Here is an 18037-nt window from a genome sequence, read left to right as displayed (position 1 = left end):
TTCGGACGGGTGCGTCGCGGGGCTCCCAGTCTGCGCATCCTGCGTGTCGGGTCCATGACGTCGCGCAAGCTGCGCGTCCAGCCCGCGCGAGGCGAGGTCGCCACCGCTCACACGGCAGCCGGCGCATCCTCGCCCGGCTCGTGCTCGCCGCGCTGCAGGGCCTGCAGCTCCTGGCTCGCCACCCGCAGCCGGTTGCCCAGCGCGGCGCGGCGGGCCGGTCCGAGGCGGGACTCGATCGCCGCCAGGCTGATCGAGGCGACCGGGCGGCCGTCGCGGTCGTACACCGGCACGCCGATCGCCCAGCTGCTGGCCAGCACCAGGCCGGGGTTGACGCAATAGCCCTGCGCCCGGGTCTGCGCCACCAGCTCGCGGATCGCGGCGTCGGTGCAGTCGGGGTAGCGCGCCAGCCGCTCGGCGGCGTTGCGGCCCAGGATGTCGGCGATCGCCGCATCCGACAGCGCCGCCAGCATCGCGCAGCTGCCCGCGCCCACGCCCAGCGGCCAGCGGTCGCCCGCCTTGACGAGCTGGTTGCGGATCGGGAAGTCGCCCTCGGTGCGCGACAGGCAGATGCTCTCGGTGCCGTGCAGCACGGTGAAGAAGACCGTGTCGCCGGACTCCAGCGCCAGCGCGCGCATCAGCGGCGCGGCCAGCCGCTGCAACGCGTAGCTCGGCTCGGCGGCCAGGCCGACCGCGAAGGCTTCCGGTCCAAGCCGGTAGGCGCCCGAGTGCGGGTCGTGCAGCACGAAGCCCTCGTCGACCAGCGTGCGGGTCAGCCGGATCGCGGTCGACTTGTTCAGGCCCAGCCGACGGCCGATCTCGTTCATGCGCAGCCCCCCCGGCCCAACCCGCGTCAGCAGCCGCAGCACCGCCAGCCCGCGCCGCAGCGTCTGCGCGCCAGCGGTGTCGGCCCGCTCGGCGGGCAGGCCGTCGGCGACCGCCGTGGTGAGTGCCTTGGAGGGCGCAGTCACGCCGTCCTGATCCACACCGGAACCCCGCATTTACCCGAACTCCACGGTCCACATCGTGAACCATTTTCTGAGACCGACCGGACGCAACGCCCCGGAATTCCCTCGGCGGAACCTAGCATCCAGCCAGTCGAACCGGCCCGCGACGCGCTCCGGAGGACACCACAGGTTCACATGGTAGACCGCCCCGATCGCCGGCGGCGGTCCTACAGGAGACAGGCGCATGACGACCGTTCCCCACATCGTCGGCTGGGCCCACACGCCCTTCGGCAAGCTCGACGCGCTGGACACCGAGGCGCTGTTCGCCGCCGTCGCCGCCCCGGCGATCGAGCGCGCCGGGCTCGCGCCGGAGGACATCGACGGCGTCTTCGTCGGCCACTTCAACGGCGGCTTCGTGCGCCAGGACTTCAGCGGCGCGCTGGCCGCGCTGGCCGTGCCCGCCCTGCGCCACGTGCCCTCGGTGCGGCTGGAGAACGCCTGCGCGACCGGCTCGGCCGCGATCTGGGCCGGCCTCGATGCGCTCGCCGCGGGCCGCATGCGGCGCGTGCTGGTGGTCGGCCTGGAGAAGATGAACACGCTGCCGAACGCTCAGATCGGCGAGATCCTGCTGCGCTGCTCCTACGTGCGCGAGGAAGGCGACACGCCCGGCGGCTTTGCCGGCGTGTTCGGCCGCATCGCCAGCGGCTATGCCGAACGCTTCGGCGACCCGAGCGACGCGCTGGCCCACATCGCCGCGAAGAACCATGCCAACGGCGTGCGCAACCCCTACGCGCACCTGCGCCGCGACCTCGGCTACGACTTCTGCCGCCAGCCGTCGGACAAGAACCCCTTCGTGGCCGGGCCGCTCAAGCGCTCGGACTGCTCGCTGGTGAGCGACGGCGCGGCCGCGCTGGTGCTGTCGACCGAGCCGCTGCCCGGCGCGGCCCAGCCGGCGGTGCGCTGGCGCTCGCGTACCCAGGTCAACGACTTCCTGCCGCTGTCGCGCCGCGACCCGACCCGCTTCGAGGGCGCGGCGCTGGCCTGGCAGCGCGGCCTGGCCGAGGCCGGCTGCACGCTCGACGACCTGCACTTCGTCGAGACCCACGACTGCTTCACCGTCGCCGAGCTGCTGGAGTACGAGGCGATGGGCCTGGCCCCGCACGGCGAGGGCGCGCGGGTGATCCTCGACGGCGTCAGCCGCTTCGACGGCAAGCTGCCGGTCAACCCGTCCGGCGGCCTGAAGTCGCGCGGCCACCCGATCGGCGCGACCGGCGTGTCGCAGCACGTCATGGCCGCGATGCAGCTCAGCGGCACGGCCGGCGACATGCAGCTGGCCGGCGCGCGGCGCGGCGCGGTCTTCAACATGGGCGGTGCGGCGGTGGCCAACTACCTCAGCATCCTCGAAGCGGCCGAGGCCCGCGCGTGAACGCCGCGCAGGTCTGCAACCTGGCTCAGCTGCTGAGCCAGACCGCCCGGCTGTTCCCCGACCGTCCCGGCCTGATCCACGGCGACGCGTCCTGGACCTGGGCCGAGCTGGACCGCCGCGTCGACGCCCTGGCCGCCGGCCTGCGCGCGCTCGGCGTGCAGCGCGGTGACCGCATCCTGGTGCAGTCGCGCAACGGCGTGGCGATGTTCGAGAGCGCCTGGGCCGCCTTCCGCATGGGCTGCGTCTGGGTGCCGACCAACTTCCGCCTGACGCCGCAGGAGGTGGCCTGGCTGGGCCAGTCCAGCGGCGCGGCCGCGATGCTGGTCGAGGGCGTGTTCGGCGCCCATGCCGATGCGGTGCGGGCCGCCGCGCCGGCCTTGCGCCACGTCGTCTGGATCGGCGAGAAGCCCGATGGCCACGGCCTTCCCGGTGACACGACCCATGCCGCGCTGCTGGCCGCGCATGCCGGCGCACCGGCCGACGAGGCGGTGGTGGGCCACGACGATCCGCTGTGGTTCTTCTACACCTCGGGCACCACCGGCAAGCCCAAGGCCGGCATCCTCACGCATGGCCAGATGGCCTTCGTGGTGACCAACCACCTGGCCGACCTGATCCCCGGCACGACCGAGTCCGACCGCTCGATCGCGGTCGCGCCGCTGTCGCACGGCGCGGGCGTCCACCTGCTGCTCAACGTCGCACGCGGCGCGGCCACCGTGCTGCTGCCGGGCGAGAAGTTCGACCCGGCCGTGGTCTGGGCGCTGATCGAGCGGCACCGCGTCAGCAACCTCTTCACCGTGCCGACCATCGTCAAGCAGCTGGTCGAGCATCCGGCGGTCGACCAGCACGACCATTCGAGCCTGCGCCACGTCATCTATGCCGGCGCGCCGATGTACCGCGCCGACCAGCGCCTGGCGCTCCAGAAGCTCGGACCGGTGCTGGTGCAGTACTTCGGCCTGGGCGAGGTGACCGGCTGCATCAGCGTGCTGCCGGCCCATCTGCACCATGCCGACGATGCCCATGCGGACGCACACATCGGCTCCTGCGGCCGGCCGCGCACCGGCATGGAGGTCGCCATCCTCGACGCCGACCTGCGGCCGCTGCCGACCGGCGAGATCGGCGAGATCTGCGTGCGCGGACCGGCCGTGTTCGCCGGCTACCACGGCAATCCCGAGGCCACCGCCCAGGCGCTGCGCGGCGGCTGGTTCCACACCGGCGACCTCGGCCGGCTGGATGCGCGCGGGCTGCTCTACATCACCGGGCGCGAGTCCGACATGTACATCTCAGGCGGCTCCAACGTCTACCCGCGCGAGTGCGAGGAGCTGCTGCTGGCCCACCCAGGCGTGGCCGAGGTCGCCGTGCTGGGCGTGCCCGACCGGCACTGGGGCGAGGTCGGCGTGGCCGTCGTGGTGCGGCGTGCCGGCCACGCCCCTGCGGTCGATGCCGATGGCCTGCTGGCCCATCTCGACGGCAGACTCGCCCGCTACCGCTGGCCACGCCAGTTCTTCTTCTGGGATGCGCTGCCGAAGTCCGGCTACGGAAAGATCACCAAGAAGGACGTGCGCGAGGAGCTGCTGCGCCGCGGCGACATCCAGCCCGTCCAGGCCGACTGACGCAGGCCGATGCCGGCCCCCGCACCGGCACGAACGAACGAACCACCCACGACCCACCCACCGACAGGAGACCACCCCATGCAGATCAACCGCCGCACCCTGCTGGCCGGCACCGGCGCGCTCGCCCTGCCCGGCGTCGCCACCCACGCGCTGGCCCAGGCCAAGCCGCCCGAGTTCACGCTCAAGTACGCCAACAACCTGCCGGTCACGCACCCGATGAACGTGCGCGCCAACGAGATGGCCGCCGCCATCCTGGCCGAGTCCAAGGGCCGGCTGGAGATCAAGGTGTTCCCGAGCAGCCAGCTGGGCAACGACACCGACACCCTCAGCCAGGTGCGCCAGGGCGCGGTCGACTTCTTCACGCTGTCGCCGCTGATCCTGGGCAACCTCGTGCCTTCGGCGCAGATCAGTGGCGTGGGCTTCGCGTTCAAGGACTACAACCAGGTCTGGGCCGCGATGGACGGCGAACTCGGCGCGCACGTGCGCCGCGAGATCGCCGCCAAGTCCAGCATGTTCGCGTTCGAGAAGATCTGGGACAACGGCTACCGCCAGATGACCTCCAGCGCCCGGCCCATCACCCGGCCGGACGACCTCAAGGGCATGAAGATGCGCGTGCCGCCGAGCCCCTTCTGGGTCTCGATGTTCAAGGCCTTCGAGGCCTCGCCGGCCACCATCAACTTCGCCGAGGTCTACACCGCCCTGCAGACCAAGGTGGTGGACGGCCAGGAGAACCCGCTGGCCATCATCGCCACGGCCAAGCTCAACGAGGTCCAGCCCTTCTGCTCGATCACCAACCACATGTGGGACGGCTTCTGGTTCCTGGCCAACAAGCAGAGCTTTGCCCGCCTGCCGGCCGACCTGCAGGAGATCGTCACGCGCCACGTCAACAAGGCCGCGCAGCTCGAGCGCGACGACGTCAAGAAGCTCAACGACAGCCTGATGACGGACCTGAAGGCCAAGGGCATGACCTTCAACACGACCGATGCCGAGCTGTTCCGCACCAAGCTGCGCGCGGCCGGCTTCTATGCCGAGTGGCACAAGAAGTTCGGCGACGAGGCCTGGGCCGTGCTCGAGAAGTACACCGGCAAGCTGATCTGACCTGAGCGCCCGAGCAGACGATCGAACCCATGACCGCCTCCGTCGACACCTCGGCCTCGCCCGAGTCCTACGCCCTGCCCGACGAGCTGAAGGCCGTGCAGGCCCGCTCGCGGCTGATGCTGCCCATCGAGGTTGCGTCTGCCGCGCTGATGGCCGCAATCACGCTGATGCTGCTGGCCGGCGTGGCCTCGCGCTACCTGCTCGCCGCACCGCTGGTGTGGGTCGACGAGGCGGTCTCGATCGCCTTCCTGTGGCTGGCGATGCTGGGTTCGGCCGTCGCCATCCACCGCGCCGAACACCTGCGCCTGACCGTCGTGCTGACCGCCCTGCCGCAGCGCCTGCAGGGCCATGTGCAGGCCTTCGGGCTGATGGTCACGGCGGCCTTCCTGCTGGCCCTCGTGCGGCCGGCCTTCGAGTACGTCGAGTCCGAGGCCTTCGTGACCACGCCGGCGCTGGAGATCCCCAACAGCTGGCGCGTCGCGGCCATCGCCTTCGGCATCGTCGCGATGCTGTTCGTGCTGCTGGTGCATGCCTGGCGCACCTGCAGCATCGCGCAGCTCGCGGTCGGCACGGGCTTGGTCGCCGCCATCGGCGCGGCCTGCTGGGTGCTGATGCCGACGCTGGCCACGCTGGGCCACCTCAACATCGTCATCTTCCTGATCGGCTTCGTCACGGTCAGCCTGCTGGCCGGCGTGCCGATCGCCTTCTGCTTCGGCATCGGCGCGCTGAGCTACCTGGCCTTCACCAGCCACGTGCCGGTGGGCGTGATGATCGGCCGCATGGACGAGGGCATGTCCAGCCTGGTGCTGGTCTCGGTGCCGGTGTTCGTGCTGCTGGGCTGCGTGCTCGATGCCACCGGCATGGGCAAGGCCATCATCGATTTCCTGGCCTCGCTGATCGGCCACGTCAAGGGCGGCATGTCCTACGTGCTGCTGGGCTCGCTGTTCATCGTCTCGGGCATCTCCGGCTCGAAGGTGTCGGACATGGCCACGGTCGCGCCGGCGCTGTTCCCCGAGATGAAGCGGCGCGGCCAGAAGCCCAAGGAAATGATCGCGCTGTTGTCGACTGGCGCGGCCATGGCCGACACGGTGCCGCCCAGCATCGTGCTGATCGTGCTGGGCTCGGTCGCCGGCGTGTCCATCGCCGGGCTGTTCCAGGCCGGCGTGACGGTGGCGCTGGTGCTGCTGCTCGCGCTGGCCGTGCTGGCGCGCTGGAAGGCCCGCAGCGAGGACCTGCTGCAGGTCCGGCGCGCGACGCTGGGCACCATCGGCCGCACCCTGCTGATCGCCGGGCCGGCGCTGGTGCTGCCCTTCCTGATCCGTGGCGCGGTCGGCGGCGGCGTGGCCACCGCCACCGAGGTGTCGACCCTGGCGGTGCTCTACGCCATGGTCATCGGCATGGTGATGTACGGCGGCATCGGGCTGCGCAAGGTCTACGACATGCTGGTCGAGACCGCTGCGCTCAGCGGTGCGGTGCTGATGATCCTGGGCACCGCGCTGGCGATGGCCTGGGTCATCACCCAGTCCGGCGTGGCCCAGCAGCTCGCGCTGTTCATGAAGAACCTGCCCGGCGGCGTGGCCGGCTTTCTGGCCGTCACCATCGTGATCTTCCTGGTGCTGGGCTGCGTGCTCGAAGGCCTGCCCGCGCTGCTGCTGATGGCGCCGCTGATGTTCCCGATCGCCCGTGCGCTGGGCGTGAACGACGTGCACTACGCGATGGTGGTGGTCGTGGCCATGAACATCGGCCTGATGATGCCGCCCATCGGCGTGGGTTTCTACATCGCCTGCCGCATCGGCAACGTCTCGCCGGACGAGGCGATGGGCGCGATCTGGCCCTACATCGTCGCGCTGATCGGCGGCCTGATCGTCATCGCGGCCGTGCCCGCCATCTCGACGGCCGTTCTGTGAGCCCCCGGCTCAGGCGAGGATCTCGAGCACCAGCTCGAAGGTCACGAGCACCGGGTTCTCGCCAGCGGCCAGACGGCCCTGGTGCCGGCCGCCGTGGAGGTCGATCATCGTGACGTCGAGGGCCGCACGGGGCCGGCCGGCCGCATCGGGCTCGACGGTGCCCTGGCGGATCAGCGTCTCGGTCACGATGGGCTCGACCACGCGGCCGTCGTCGAAGACCGCGCCGACCGTGCTGCCGACCCCGCCGCGCACGACCGCCCGGCGGATGCCGTGCGCCGCGCAGATCGAGGCCAGCGTCTCGCAGACGTCCTGGTTCGGGCTCAGGCGCAGCGCCAGCGCCGGCCGGGACGCTGCGGCGGCATCGTCGGGGACCTCGATCGACACGGGCTTGAACAGCGAGAAGCGGGTTTCCTCGTCGGCCTGCACCGTGTAGGCCGCACCGTCCAGCGCCCAGAAGCGCGCCTCCTGCGGGGCCACGCCCAGGCGTGCCTGCTCGGGCAGCACATGGCCGCAGCCACGCCGGCCATCGGCCTCGATCCAGTCGACGTGGCTGTGCAGCCAGGGCCGGCCATCGGCGTGACGGCCGAGCGTGACGGTCGCCTCGACCAGCTCGACCGGGCCGACCGCCTCGTGCCGCTCGCTGAAATAGACCGCGTGCTCGGGCGTGCGCGACAGCGCCGGCAGCACATAGGGCCAGGGCTCGAAGCGCCCACCGCGCAGGTGCAGCACGCCGCTGGCCGCGCGGCCACAGGCCCGTCGCACGGCGGCATCGATCGCATCGATCAGGCTCAGGCCTGGCAACAGCGCCAGCGCATGCTCGACCAGCCGCGCCGGCACCACGCTGGCCTCGCGCCGCACCGCGCCGGGATGGACGATCTGGCGCATCGCCGCGTGCCGCCGGGTCAGCCGCCGCGCGCCATGCGACGCAGCGTCGGCAGGCCCACGCCGGCCGCCTCGAAGCCACCGTCGGCCGCGATGACCTGGCCGTTGACGTAGCTCGCCGCCGGGCTGCACAGGAAGCCGACGACCTGGGCGATCTCATCGGTCGTGCCGTAGCGTTCGAGCGGGATCACGTCGTGGTAGTCGGCCCGGATCGCCACGCTGTGGACCAGCTTGGCCATCTCGGTCTCGACCGGTCCCGGTGCCACCGCGTTGACGCGGATGCCGACCGTGCCGAGCTCCGTCGCATGCTGCTTGGTCAGGTGGATCAGCGCGGCCTTGCTGGTGCCGTAGGCCACCCGCAGCGTGCTGGCGCGCAGGCCCGAGATGGAGGCGATGTTGACGATCGCCCCGCCACGCCCGCCGCGCTGCATCAGCGGTGCGACCGCCTGGGTACACAGGAAGGCCCCGTCGAGGTTGGTCGACAGCACCGTGCGCCAGTCGTCCCAGCTGGTCTGGCCGACCGGCTTGAAGACCGCCACGCCGGCGTTGTTGACGAGTGCGTCGATGCGGCCGAACGCGGCGTCGACCGCATGGGTCGCGGCCTGCACCTGATCGGGCTGCGACACGTCGCAAGGCACGGCCAGCACGCGCCCGGGCAGCGCGAGTTCCTGCTCGGTGCGGCCGAGGGTCTCGGCATCCACGTCCCACAGCGCGACGCGGTGGCCGCGGTCCAGGAACCAGTGGGCGATGGCCAGGCCGATGCCGCGGGCACCGCCGGTGATGACGGCGACGGGTTGGTCGGCAAGGGAAAGGTCGGGGGTGCTCATGAGGGGGTACGCCAGTGGCGTCAGGCCGGATCGGGCGCCCATTCTGGAACGCTTCCGGCCCCGCGCGCATGACAGCCCGACAAGACAGACGGATGACAGCGCGCCAGCGCCCGCGCGATGTCGCGTGCAAGCCGCGATCCCCGTGTTCATCGGGGTATTCACGGATCTGCCACATGGGCTGACGACCATGCGGACCTCTCCTCTCACCCTTCCCCACGACCGTTCAACGAAGGCAACGCCAAGACCATGCAACACACCAAGCACATCCTCGCCGCCGCCGCCCTGCTGACCCTGGCTGGCGCCGCCTCGGCCCAATCGACCGAGTTCAACTGGTACGGCCGCATCGACCTGGGCCTCGAGAGCACCAACGACGGCGACGTCTCGCGCGTCATGGCCAGCAACTTCGCCTCGCGCCTGGGCATCCGCGGCGAGCACAAGCTCAACGCCAACCTGAGCGCCGTCTTCCAGGTCGAGACCGGCGTCGCGCCTGACGACACCGCCAACAGCAAGGCCTTCGCCAACCGCAACAGCTTCGTCGGCCTGAAGACCGCCACCGCCGGCACCGTGCTGGTCGGCACCTACGACATGCCGTTCAAGGCCCTCGAAGGCACCGCTGGCGGCCTGTGGGGCCAGGGCGACCTGCTGGAAATCCTGGTGAACGGCAAGGGCAGCCGCGTCGCCATCGGCAACGCCAACTTCCAGAACCTGCACACCCGCAAGACCAACGTCCTGCACTACGCCAGCCCGAAGTTCGCCAACGCCATCGTCGCCAAGCTGGCCTACTCGCCTGACGAAGCCAAGACCACGACCCAGAACAAGACCGTGTTCGGCGCTTCGGTCGAATACAACGACGGCATGTTCAACGGCGGCGTCGCGATCGAGAACCAGAAGGACGCCAACGGCGTCGGCTTCGCCATGAAGGGCACGAAGTTCACGCTGGGCACCAACCTGGGCGCCTTCAGCGCTGGCGTCGCCGTCAGCAAGCTGGACAACAGCAAGGGCAACGAGACCAGCAACGTCGTCCTGACCGGCGCCTACGCGCTGGACAGCGCGCTGACCCTGAAGGCCAGCCTGGGCAAGTCGGGCGAGTCCAAGACCGGCCTGAACGACGGCATCAAGGGCATGGCCTTCGAAGCCAACTACGCCATCGACAAGCAGGTCACCACCTACGCCTACTTCACCAAGCTGACCAACGACTCGGGCGCCAAGGGCACCCTGGTCGCGTCGGACAACTTCCCCGCCGCCACCGCCAACGGCAAGGACCCGCGTGCCCTGGGCCTGGGCGTGCGCTACACCTTCTGATCACTGACCTGAGCTGATCCGACCCCTGCGGCCCGTGTCGAACGACACGGGCCGTTCTGCCTTTCAAGGACCCGACATGAGCTTCCCGATCTCCCGCATCGCGGCCCTCGCCGCCCCGCTGCTGCTGGCCGGCCTGGGCGGCTGCGCCGCCATGGGCGAGCGCCACGCCGCCATGCATGCGCAGCACCACGGCGCCTACAGCTTCGGCCTGTGGGGCGACATGCCCTACAAGAAGGCCGGCGACGACAGCAAGCTGCCGGCCGTGCTGGCCAGCATCAACGCGTCGGACATCGCCTTCTCGATCTACGACGGCGACATCAAGGACGGCAGCTCGCGCTGCGACAACACGATCTACGACGACGCGCTCAAGATGTTCGGCTCGATGAAGCAGCCGGTCGTCTACATCCCCGGCGACAACGAGTGGACCGACTGCCACCGCACCAACAACGGCGGCTTCGACGCGCTCGAGCGCCTGGCCCACCTGCGCCGGGTGATGTACCCGACGCTGGCCAGCCTTGGCCAGGCCACGATGCCGCTTGAGCACCAGGGCAAGGCGGCGGGCGACAAGTTCATCGAGAACGTGCGCTTCACGCGCGGCCCGGTGACCTTCGTCGGCCTGAACGTGCCGGGCTCGAACAACAACGTCGTGATGAACGCCAAGGAGTGCACCGGCAAGAGCGCCCGCAAGGCCGCCAACTGCGATGCCGCCAACGCCGAATACCTCGAACGCGACGCCGCCAACATCGCCTGGCTGGACGCCTCGTTCAAGGCCGCCAAGGCCGCCGGCTCGCGCGGCGTGGTGGTCGTGATCCAGGGCGATCCGGGCTTCGACCTGCCCGAGACCGAAGACCTCGACGAGAGCCAGGCCCCGGGCGTCAGCGGCTACCGCAACTTCATGGCCGAGGTGAGCCGCCAGACCACCGCCTTCGACGGCGAGGTGCTGTTCGTCCACGGCGACACGCATGCCTTCAAGGTCGACAAGCCGCTGCATGCGCCGAACAACATGATGACGAACTTCACCCGCGTCGAGACCTTCGGCAGCCCCAGCCTGCACTGGGTCAAGGTGACGGTCACGCCGGGCGCGGCCAGCCTGTTCCGCATCGAGCCGGTGATCGTGTCGCAGAAGAAGTGAGGGGCAGAGGCAGGGCCGGGCCGCGCAGCCGTCAACCGGCGAGCGCCTGGACCTGCCGCGTCAACACCTCGTCGACCTCGCAGCGCCAGGCACCGCCCGCCTGGTGCAGATGCCAGACCGCGCCGTTGGGCATGGGCAGGGCGAGCTGGAAGCGGCGGAAGGAGACCATCGCCTGGCCGTCGTCGGCACGGAAGCCGAACAGGCGCCAGATCAGCATGGCCGTCCACATGCCATGGCCGAAGACCACGCTGCCATCGGGCATCCGGGGCATTTCAAGGGCCATGAAGGCCTCGACCCGGGCCACCGATTCGCGAAACGTCTCGGCCTGCGCGCCCATGCGCCGGTCGGGCTGGCCGTCGGCCCAGTAAGCTTCGGTGATGGGCCGGCGCTGCTCGCCGGTCAGGCCGGCCAGCTCGGCCGGATCGATGGACTCGAACTCGCGCAGCAGGTCCACCACGCGGGCCGACCGGCCGGTGCGGGCGAGGTAGGGCGCGGCGGTGTCGCGGGCCCGCTCGAAGGGGCTGACCAGCACCTCGGCCGGCGCGTCGGGCAGCAACCCGGCCAGCCGCTCGGCCTGCCGGTGGCCCAGCGGCGTCAGCGGGATCGCGTGGTGCGGCATCGTCACGCCGCCCGCATTGGCCAGGCTCTGGCCATGGCGGATGAAGGTCAGCGAGCGCAACGGCGACGGGTCGGGCGTCAGAAGGTTCATGGTCCAGGTGGGTTGGGCAGGAATGAGCGTCGTGCGGCAGTCTGCCTCGGACCGGTCCGTGGGGATCTGCGACTGCGCCTGAGGGCGACTCACGGCAGTGGCGCGTCAAAGCGCACCCATCGCCCAGCCTTGGGCAGCGAGCCCGAAGACGGCCGCCGTTCCCATGTCAGGTCGAATCCCCACGCCAGGTCCAACATGACCCGGTAGAGTCTGGTTGCCCTGACATCCGACAGGTCAATACCATGATCAGAAGCAGCGACGCCGCCGCCATCGAACGCCTGCAGAGGATTCCCGTCTTCTTCTGTGAAGCCATGGTTGCAGATTCCGGGAGTTTCTCACCCAGCGCTGGCAAGCCTGCGCAGGTGGTGGAATCTTGGCGGAGCGCAGGCTTTGCGATCGAGATCCATCCTCCGCCACCCGTCTCGGTCGATGATTTCAAGCGCGCCCATGCGCACGACCATGTCGATGGTGTTCTATCAGGCACCCGGAGGAACGGCTTCAGGAACAACTCGTTGGCCGTCGCTGCCACCTTGCCCTACACGAGTGGCGCCATGTTGGCAGCCGCGCGTGCCGCCATCCAGAATCGTCAAGTTGCAGTCGCACCGTGTTCCGGTTTCCACCACGCGAACTTCGATGAATGCGCCGGATATTGCACCTTCAATGGATTGATGGTGACAGCCCTCGCCCTGCACGAAGCAGGAGAAATCTCACGCATAGGAATCCTGGATTTCGATGAGCACTATGGAGACGGCACCGATGACATCATCGGACGACTCGGCATCGACTGGATTCGCCACTACAGCGCCGGCAAGGAAGAAGGCGGCACGCCGGCACACGCCAAGGAGTTTCTGGACCGCATCCCGTCGATTGTCTCGCGCATGTCCGATTGCGACGTGGTGCTTTATCAGGCCGGCGCGGATCCGCACATCGATGATCCCTTGGGCGGTTGGCTGACCACCGAGCAACTCAAGGTCCGCGATCAACTCGTCTTCCGAACGTCAAGAGAGGTCAAGCTTCCAATTGCCTGGAACCTCGCCGGCGGCTACCAGAAGCCACTGCGCAAGGTGCTTGACATTCACGACAACACCATGAAGGTGTGCATTGAATCATTCATCGACAGTCAGCGCCCAGAGGAAAACACACCATGATTCCTATGGCCACGTATGTTTCCATCGAGACATCGGTCACGCCAGATTGCATCATGCTGATCCGACACGCGAACAGCCAGATCAGCACGATAGCCCAGTTTGGCGTCTCGATTGAGGACTACACGAAGTTCCAACCCGAGGGCGGACGCTTTGACTTTCACTGCACCAATAGACACAGGCCCGCCGAGATAGCAGTCGTCATCGTGGCAGATCACGTGCATGAGATCTATCGAATAGGTCCACATCATCAACGCGGATCAAGTCACGACCAAAAATTCGTCGGACGAAGCTACTGGGCATTTCAGCAGTCAAAAGATCCACGCATTCTAAGGAAGTTTGACCTCACACCGATCGCCAACAAATGCAATGGCCAACGAGTATCTGGTTATGCCGGCAGAGAGAGAAATGCCGCCCTGCACAGTGGGACCCCCATGTTCTGGGAGATTGGCCTTGATGTGGAAGTCGCCCATTCGCTAAAAACAGCGCTTGATGGCCACCTCGAGAGAGAAATCGAGAAGTCGACCAAGAATCGCCAAGAGCGACTGGATCGCCTTTCGCGAGCAAACCCCACCCCCAAGTTGGCTCTTGTTTCCAGCTACGTCATGGAAAGAAATCCTGACGTGATTGCGGAAGCGCTTTACCTGGCCAATGGGAAATGTCAGTCATGTGGCTCTGCCGCACCATTCATCCGACGCTCGGATCACTCTCCCTACCTGGAGGTCCATCATCGCGTGCCGTTGGCGGAAGGTGGTCCGGATACTGTTGAGAACGCGATCGCGCTCTGCCCCAACTGCCACCGGCGCTTCCATTTCGGAGACTGGACGAGGCGCAGCAATTGATGCCGTGACCGACCTGCGTGGGTGAGCTGCTGCGCACAAGTTCAGGAACGTGAGCCTCCTTGCCACACGCCCGCCGGCACAGCGCCTGCATCGTTGCTCTCTCAGCGATTCCAGATATCAAGTCTTGCTACCGTCCACAACTGCATCTGCCCCTCTGCTTTCACCGCCCATGCACATCACCATCCTCACCTTCGACGGCTTCAACGAGCTGGATTCACTGATCGCGCTGGGCGTGCTGAACCGGGTCAAGGTGCCGGGCTGGCGGGTGTCGCTGGCCTGTCCGACCGCGGCGGTGACGTCGATGAACGGCGTGACCGTGCAGGCGCAGGCGACGCTGGAGGACGCGCGCACGGCCAAAGCGGTGATCGTCGGCAGCGGCATGAAGACCCGCGAGATCGCCGCCGACCCGGCGCTGATGGCGCGCCTGGCGCTGGACCCGCAGCGCCAGCTGATTGGCGCGCAGTGCTCGGGCACGCTGCTGCTGGCCCGGCTGGGCCTGGTCGACGGCGTGCCGGCCTGCACCGACCTGCTCACCAAGCCCTGGGTGCAGGAAGCCGGCGTCGAGGTGCTGGACCAGCCCTTCTTCGCACGCGGCAACGTCGCCACCGCCGGCGGCTGCCTGGCCTCGCCCTACCTCGCCGCCTGGGTCATCGCCCGCCTGCAGGGCGAGGCCGCCGCCCGCAGCGCGCTGCACGATGTGGCACCGGTGGGCGAGAAGGACAGCTATGTGGCGCGGGCGATGGCGGCGATCGACGGCGGCCTGTCTCGCGACCCTGCAGGCCGCTGAGCGCCACGGACCTGGCGCGCGTCCTCCCGTCTGGGGATGAATGCCCCTGATCCCCCATGAACCGGTGGTTCGGAACCGGGTCCTGATCACGAAGATCGGCGTGCCATGCCCCCTTGGCGTGGTGCGCCTGGGGCGCGCAGTGCCCCTTCGGGAGACACGCATGATCACGATCCACCTGCGCCGCTGGCTCCTGGCCGGCCTCGTGGCCGGCGCCGCCTGGCTCACCGGCTGCGCCAACCAGCCGATGCGCCTGGCGCTGACGGAGATGGGCACCACATCGGACAGCGAATACGGCCTGTTCTCGCTGCGGCTGCAGCGCGGCGTCACGATCACCGGGCTGGCCGCGGAGGAGACGGTCGGCACGATCACCTCGGACTCCGACAAGTTCTCGATCGTCGAGCAGTTCAAGCGCATCTGGCCGACCCGCAACGACCTGCCCGACTCGATGACGCCTCGCCTGGCCAACGGCCCGGACAGCGAGATCCGCGTGCGCCGGTTTGCCAGTGACGCCACGATCGACGACCTGATGGCCCTGCGCGACCTGCTGCAGGACGCGCAGCAGCAGCTCAGCCTGGCCGCGCAGACGCAGCTGAAGGCGGCGGTGCTGCGACAGGCGCGCTCGAGCCTGTCCAAGGAAGAGGCGCTGGCCGATGAACTGCCCGTCAGGGTGTCCACCCGGCTTGCCACGCTCTACCCCGAGGGCAGCTGGAAGACCACGGCGGACCTCGGCAGCGCGATCGATGCGGCGGACCAGCTCGCGAAGCTCGACGTTCCGGGCAGCGTGCTCGATCGCATCCGCCAGGTCCTGCGCAAGAAGGGCGTGATCGTCACGCAATGGCAGGGCGACCTGTCGGTCAATGCCAACGTGGACAGCGCGGTGGGCAGCGCGGGCATCGAACGCAGCCGGTCGGTCGGTGGCTACCTGATCCTGGGCGAGCCGCAGGTCCACACGCTCTACCTGGGCGACGACATCCCGCCGCGGATCCTGTGCCAGCGGCGCGACGCGAAGGGCCAGCCGGCCTGCATCGGCGAGGCCTTCGAGGCGCGTCGCCAGTACCTGACGATCTACCAGCTGCGCGCCCGCCACGTGGTCTATGCCGAGGCGGCCCGCAGCGCGACGCGGGCGGGGGTCCGGCTCAAGCTCGACGAGCTGGCGAAGGCGGCAACGGCCGCGGGCTTCGGCCTGAACCCGCAGACGATCGAGGCCCTCAAGCTCGACGTCGAAGCGGGCTACGCGGCGCTGCAGTCGGCCGGCACGTCCGGCGTGCTGGATGCGGGCTCGGTCAACCCTCAGGACAACGCCGGCCTGTCGGTCTACACGCTGGCAGCGCTCGAAACCAGCGACGAGCTGAAGACGCTGCTCAAGCACAGCATCCCGGTGATCAACATGCGCATCGCGCTGCGCGAACGGATGGCCGAGAAGTTCGGGCGCTGAACGCCGCGGCGAAGCGACGCGAACCCGGCTCAGCCCGCCGCGACCATCCGGTCCGGTCGTGCCATGGCCAGGCTGGCACGGCGACGCCAGACCACGATCGCGGCGTGGCCGGCAACGCCGAGCATCACCAGCAGCAAGCCGCCCACGGCCCACACGCCCCAGGCCGCGACGGTGACGCCGCCGGCCAGCGCCGGCGCCGCATGCAGCAGGCCGTGGACGAACGGTGCGAGGGCGGTGAACGCGTCGGCGACGGCCGCCGTCAGCGCCGGCGGCACCCACGGCGCCAGCCACGCCGGCCACTGCCACGCGCCCCCCAGGCCGGCCGTGACGCCACCAAGCGCGCCGGCGTTCATGACCGTCCACACCCCCACCGCATGCAGCGCCCAGGCGGTCAGGGACCACAGCGCCAGCAGCGCGAAGACGGCGGACCAGACGAGGGCGTAGGGCATGGCTTGAACTCCGGTGGTTGAAGAATGGCCGCGAGTGTGGCGACTCGGGCGCTGAGGGAAAACCAGTTGCAGGCGAACGCGGGGTTCGGGGTGAGCGAAGCGGGGCGGGCGAAGCGGGGTGAGCGGGTGCGGGCCTCACAGACGGCAGGGCGGGCGTCCTGCTTGAATCCGCCGGCCCCGAGACATCCTCACGCCAGCCTGGCCCCGACGCGCCAGGAGAATCCGGGCACGACGGGGGATGCACCTCCGCGCAGGGAGCAGGGAGCAGGGATGAGCATTCATGACCGGGACTACTACCGGGAGCATCACCGCGCGCAAGAGCGTGCCTCTGACCAGGAGCGGCGTCGGCAGCAGAGCCAGGCCCAGCCGGGTCCAAAGCGCCGATCCGACCCGCCTCGGTCGACCCCGCCTCCGCAGCAGTTGCGCCCCCATCTCGATCCATCGCGCTGGCGCCGAGCCACTGCCCGGCCGCGTTGGCTGCTCTGGTGCGGACTGGCCCTGGCCGCCATCCTGATCGCCCACGTGATTGGAGGCCTGAAAAGCCAACAGCCCTTCCCTGAGCCGGGCACAGTGCACTGGTACGTGGCCGAGACCCAGGGCCCGAAGGCACCGCTCACGCTGCGCGCGCCGCTCAGCGGGCCGGCCGATTTCGCGGTCCGCTTCGACCACTGGGAAAGCCGAGCCCCGGTCGCGCTGGTGCCGATCCGATCGGGCATGTCGGCCCACCTCGAGATGCCGCTGGGCCGCTACCGGATGACCATCAGCAAGGGCCTGCTGTGGCAAGGACCGGGCAAGCTCTTCCACATCACGACGGATGCGCGGGAGGCGGTCGATCCGGTCGAATTCACCCGGGTCGGCGACACCTTCAGCGGACACACCATCCAGCTGGAAACGCTGGCGGGGAACATGGACACGCGAAGGGCGAGGTGAGCAGATGGGCTTGATGGATCGGGACTATTTCGTCGAGGAATCGCTGCGCAGGATGGGCATCGAAGATGGCAAGTCGCACCCACCGAAGCGCCAGCCCGCGAGCCGTCGAGCAGAGACGCCGTCGCCCTGGCGCCCGGTGCTGATCGTCGCCGGGCTGGCGGTGCTGCTGACGGTGGCGGTGAGGGGGTGGCGGGCGGGGTGGTTTTGATGACCCACCAGACAACGACGTCCGATGCCCGTGTCGCGGTCCTCGTGGCCTGCGACAACACGTCACCCAAGCTGCTGGACCTTACGCGAGGGCCGGCGATACGACGGCTTTATCGTCCCGAGGTGCCGCGTGGCGGGCGGGGGATGGGGGTGGTCAGGGCCGGGGCGGGCGAGCGGCGCCACGGGGCAGACCTGTCGCCTTTTGGTAAGGAACTGGTCGGCCCTGAACAACCCGCCTTCAGGCTCCGGGGTCAACGCTCGCCAAGCCTGAACTTCTCCCAGTCGCCAGTGTTGCGCCTACACAGCGGCTCCGTCGGTAGCTGCCTGAATTGCCCAAAGCCGCGCCGATCCGTAAGCGTCCGCCAAAGTCACCTTGACCCCGGCACGGCCGGCGCTCAGGTCCCA

The 18037-nt window shown here is 69.1% G+C and carries 17 protein-coding genes; 12 read left to right on the top strand and 5 right to left on the bottom strand.

Going from position 1 to position 18037, the window contains the following annotated elements; all coding sequences use genetic code 11:
* Nucleotides 1-107 precede the first annotated feature (107 nt).
* Complete coding sequence (locus Q8X39_RS20260; protein WP_305751511.1) at nt 108-968, bottom strand: IclR family transcriptional regulator; 861 nt, start codon at nt 966-968, stop codon at nt 108-110.
* A gap of 220 nt (nt 969-1188) precedes the next feature.
* Here Q8X39_RS20260 and Q8X39_RS20255 point away from each other — a divergent pair, with 220 nt between their 5' ends.
* The 4 genes from Q8X39_RS20255 to Q8X39_RS20240 all read left to right on the top strand — a co-directional run bounded on the left by Q8X39_RS20255 (nt 1189) and on the right by Q8X39_RS20240 (nt 6985).
* A complete protein-coding gene (locus tag Q8X39_RS20255) occupies nt 1189-2370 on the top strand; it encodes an acetyl-CoA acetyltransferase (protein WP_305751510.1) in 1182 nt (393 codons plus the stop codon).
* Nucleotides 2367-3980 (top strand): acyl-CoA synthetase, encoded by a 1614-nt coding sequence (locus tag Q8X39_RS20250; protein ID WP_305751509.1) that lies wholly within the window; start codon nt 2367-2369, stop codon nt 3978-3980. Before Q8X39_RS20255 ends, Q8X39_RS20250 begins: the two co-directional genes overlap by 4 nt.
* 78 nt (nt 3981-4058) lie before the next feature.
* On the top strand, nt 4059-5078 hold the full coding sequence (locus tag Q8X39_RS20245) for a TRAP transporter substrate-binding protein (RefSeq protein ID WP_305751508.1): 1020 nt from the start codon (nt 4059-4061) through the stop codon (nt 5076-5078).
* 29 nt (nt 5079-5107) lie between these two features.
* Nucleotides 5108-6985, top strand: a complete 1878-nt coding sequence (locus Q8X39_RS20240; RefSeq protein ID WP_305751507.1) for a TRAP transporter large permease — start codon at nt 5108-5110, stop codon at nt 6983-6985.
* Between the two features lie 9 nt (nt 6986-6994).
* Here the strand turns inward: Q8X39_RS20240 and Q8X39_RS20235 are convergent, their stop codons facing one another.
* Nucleotides 6995-7870: a PPC domain-containing DNA-binding protein gene (locus Q8X39_RS20235; RefSeq protein ID WP_305751506.1), complete on the bottom strand. Its 876-nt coding sequence runs from the start codon at nt 7868-7870 to the stop codon at nt 6995-6997.
* A gap of 17 nt (nt 7871-7887) precedes the next feature.
* Nucleotides 7888-8694, bottom strand: coding sequence for an SDR family NAD(P)-dependent oxidoreductase (locus Q8X39_RS20230; protein WP_305751505.1), 807 nt, complete (start codon nt 8692-8694; stop codon nt 7888-7890).
* Nucleotides 8695-8940: 246 nt separating this feature from the next.
* On the opposite strand from Q8X39_RS20230, the gene Q8X39_RS20225 reads away from it, so the two are divergent.
* The gene (locus Q8X39_RS20225; protein WP_305751504.1) at nt 8941-9996 is read left to right on the top strand and encodes a porin; all 1056 of its coding nucleotides are present in this window, start codon (nt 8941-8943) and stop codon (nt 9994-9996) included.
* A 76-nt stretch (nt 9997-10072) separates the two neighbouring features.
* Entirely contained in the window at nt 10073-11128 is a 1056-nt protein-coding gene (locus tag Q8X39_RS20220; RefSeq protein WP_305751503.1) for a hypothetical protein, read from the top strand.
* Nucleotides 11129-11159: 31 nt separating this feature from the next.
* On the opposite strand, the gene Q8X39_RS20215 is transcribed toward Q8X39_RS20220, so the two are convergent.
* The gene (locus Q8X39_RS20215) at nt 11160-11837 is read right to left on the bottom strand and encodes a histidine phosphatase family protein (protein WP_305751502.1); all 678 of its coding nucleotides are present in this window, start codon (nt 11835-11837) and stop codon (nt 11160-11162) included.
* Between the two features lie 242 nt (nt 11838-12079).
* On the opposite strand from Q8X39_RS20215, the gene Q8X39_RS20210 reads away from it, so the two are divergent.
* The 4 genes from Q8X39_RS20210 to Q8X39_RS20195 all read left to right on the top strand — a co-directional run bounded on the left by Q8X39_RS20210 (nt 12080) and on the right by Q8X39_RS20195 (nt 16046).
* A complete protein-coding gene (locus tag Q8X39_RS20210; protein WP_305751501.1) occupies nt 12080-12985 on the top strand; it encodes an arginase family protein in 906 nt (301 codons plus the stop codon).
* Nucleotides 12982-13824, top strand: a complete 843-nt coding sequence (locus Q8X39_RS20205) for an HNH endonuclease (protein WP_305751500.1) — start codon at nt 12982-12984, stop codon at nt 13822-13824. The genes Q8X39_RS20210 and Q8X39_RS20205 overlap by 4 nt, the downstream gene beginning before the upstream one ends.
* A gap of 169 nt (nt 13825-13993) precedes the next feature.
* Nucleotides 13994-14611 carry a DJ-1/PfpI family protein gene (locus tag Q8X39_RS20200; RefSeq protein ID WP_305751499.1) on the top strand — a complete coding sequence of 206 codons (618 nt, stop codon included), beginning with the start codon at nt 13994-13996 and terminating at the stop codon, nt 14609-14611.
* 160 nt (nt 14612-14771) lie between these two features.
* Nucleotides 14772-16046: a hypothetical protein gene (locus Q8X39_RS20195; RefSeq protein ID WP_305751498.1), complete on the top strand. Its 1275-nt coding sequence runs from the start codon at nt 14772-14774 to the stop codon at nt 16044-16046.
* Nucleotides 16047-16075: 29 nt separating this feature from the next.
* Here the strand turns inward: Q8X39_RS20195 and Q8X39_RS20190 are convergent, their stop codons facing one another.
* A complete protein-coding gene (locus Q8X39_RS20190) occupies nt 16076-16495 on the bottom strand; it encodes a hypothetical protein (protein ID WP_305751497.1) in 420 nt (139 codons plus the stop codon).
* Nucleotides 16496-16765: 270 nt separating this feature from the next.
* On the opposite strand from Q8X39_RS20190, the gene Q8X39_RS20185 reads away from it, so the two are divergent.
* Both Q8X39_RS20185 and Q8X39_RS20180 read left to right on the top strand, forming a co-directional pair.
* On the top strand, nt 16766-17425 hold the full coding sequence (locus tag Q8X39_RS20185) for a hypothetical protein (protein WP_305751496.1): 660 nt from the start codon (nt 16766-16768) through the stop codon (nt 17423-17425).
* Nucleotides 17426-17438: 13 nt separating this feature from the next.
* Complete coding sequence (locus Q8X39_RS20180) at nt 17439-17633, top strand: hypothetical protein (protein ID WP_305751495.1); 195 nt, start codon at nt 17439-17441, stop codon at nt 17631-17633.
* The last annotated feature ends 404 nt before the right edge of the window (nt 17634-18037 follow it).

The organism is Leptothrix discophora (genome assembly GCF_030705305.1).
GTDB lineage: Bacteria > Pseudomonadota > Gammaproteobacteria > Burkholderiales > Burkholderiaceae_C > Sphaerotilus > Sphaerotilus discophorus.
Note: the sequence above shows the minus strand (reverse complement) of the source record. Positions and strands in the feature narration are given on the sequence as shown.

What these genes read in the sequence shown, in the direction of transcription:
- Q8X39_RS20255 (WP_305751510.1), top strand. Translation starts at nt 1,189, where the DNA reads ATGACGACCGTTCCCCACATCGTCGGCTGGGCCCACACGCCCTTCGGC.
- Q8X39_RS20245 (WP_305751508.1), top strand. Translation starts at nt 4,059, where the DNA reads ATGCAGATCAACCGCCGCACCCTGCTGGCCGGCACCGGCGCGCTCGCC.
- Q8X39_RS20240 (WP_305751507.1), top strand. Translation starts at nt 5,108, where the DNA reads ATGACCGCCTCCGTCGACACCTCGGCCTCGCCCGAGTCCTACGCCCTG.
- Q8X39_RS20235 (WP_305751506.1), bottom strand. Translation starts at nt 7,870, where the DNA reads ATGCGCCAGATCGTCCATCCCGGCGCGGTGCGGCGCGAGGCCAGCGTG.
- Q8X39_RS20230 (WP_305751505.1), bottom strand. Translation starts at nt 8,694, where the DNA reads ATGAGCACCCCCGACCTTTCCCTTGCCGACCAACCCGTCGCCGTCATC.
- Q8X39_RS20225 (WP_305751504.1), top strand. Translation starts at nt 8,941, where the DNA reads ATGCAACACACCAAGCACATCCTCGCCGCCGCCGCCCTGCTGACCCTG.
- Q8X39_RS20220 (WP_305751503.1), top strand. Translation starts at nt 10,073, where the DNA reads ATGAGCTTCCCGATCTCCCGCATCGCGGCCCTCGCCGCCCCGCTGCTG.
- Q8X39_RS20215 (WP_305751502.1), bottom strand. Translation starts at nt 11,837, where the DNA reads ATGAACCTTCTGACGCCCGACCCGTCGCCGTTGCGCTCGCTGACCTTC.
- Q8X39_RS20210 (WP_305751501.1), top strand. Translation starts at nt 12,080, where the DNA reads ATGATCAGAAGCAGCGACGCCGCCGCCATCGAACGCCTGCAGAGGATT.
- Q8X39_RS20205 (WP_305751500.1), top strand. Translation starts at nt 12,982, where the DNA reads ATGATTCCTATGGCCACGTATGTTTCCATCGAGACATCGGTCACGCCA.
- Q8X39_RS20200 (WP_305751499.1), top strand. Translation starts at nt 13,994, where the DNA reads ATGCACATCACCATCCTCACCTTCGACGGCTTCAACGAGCTGGATTCA.
- Q8X39_RS20195 (WP_305751498.1), top strand. Translation starts at nt 14,772, where the DNA reads ATGATCACGATCCACCTGCGCCGCTGGCTCCTGGCCGGCCTCGTGGCC.
- Q8X39_RS20190 (WP_305751497.1), bottom strand. Translation starts at nt 16,495, where the DNA reads ATGCCCTACGCCCTCGTCTGGTCCGCCGTCTTCGCGCTGCTGGCGCTG.
- Q8X39_RS20185 (WP_305751496.1), top strand. Translation starts at nt 16,766, where the DNA reads ATGAGCATTCATGACCGGGACTACTACCGGGAGCATCACCGCGCGCAA.
- Q8X39_RS20180 (WP_305751495.1), top strand. Translation starts at nt 17,439, where the DNA reads ATGGATCGGGACTATTTCGTCGAGGAATCGCTGCGCAGGATGGGCATC.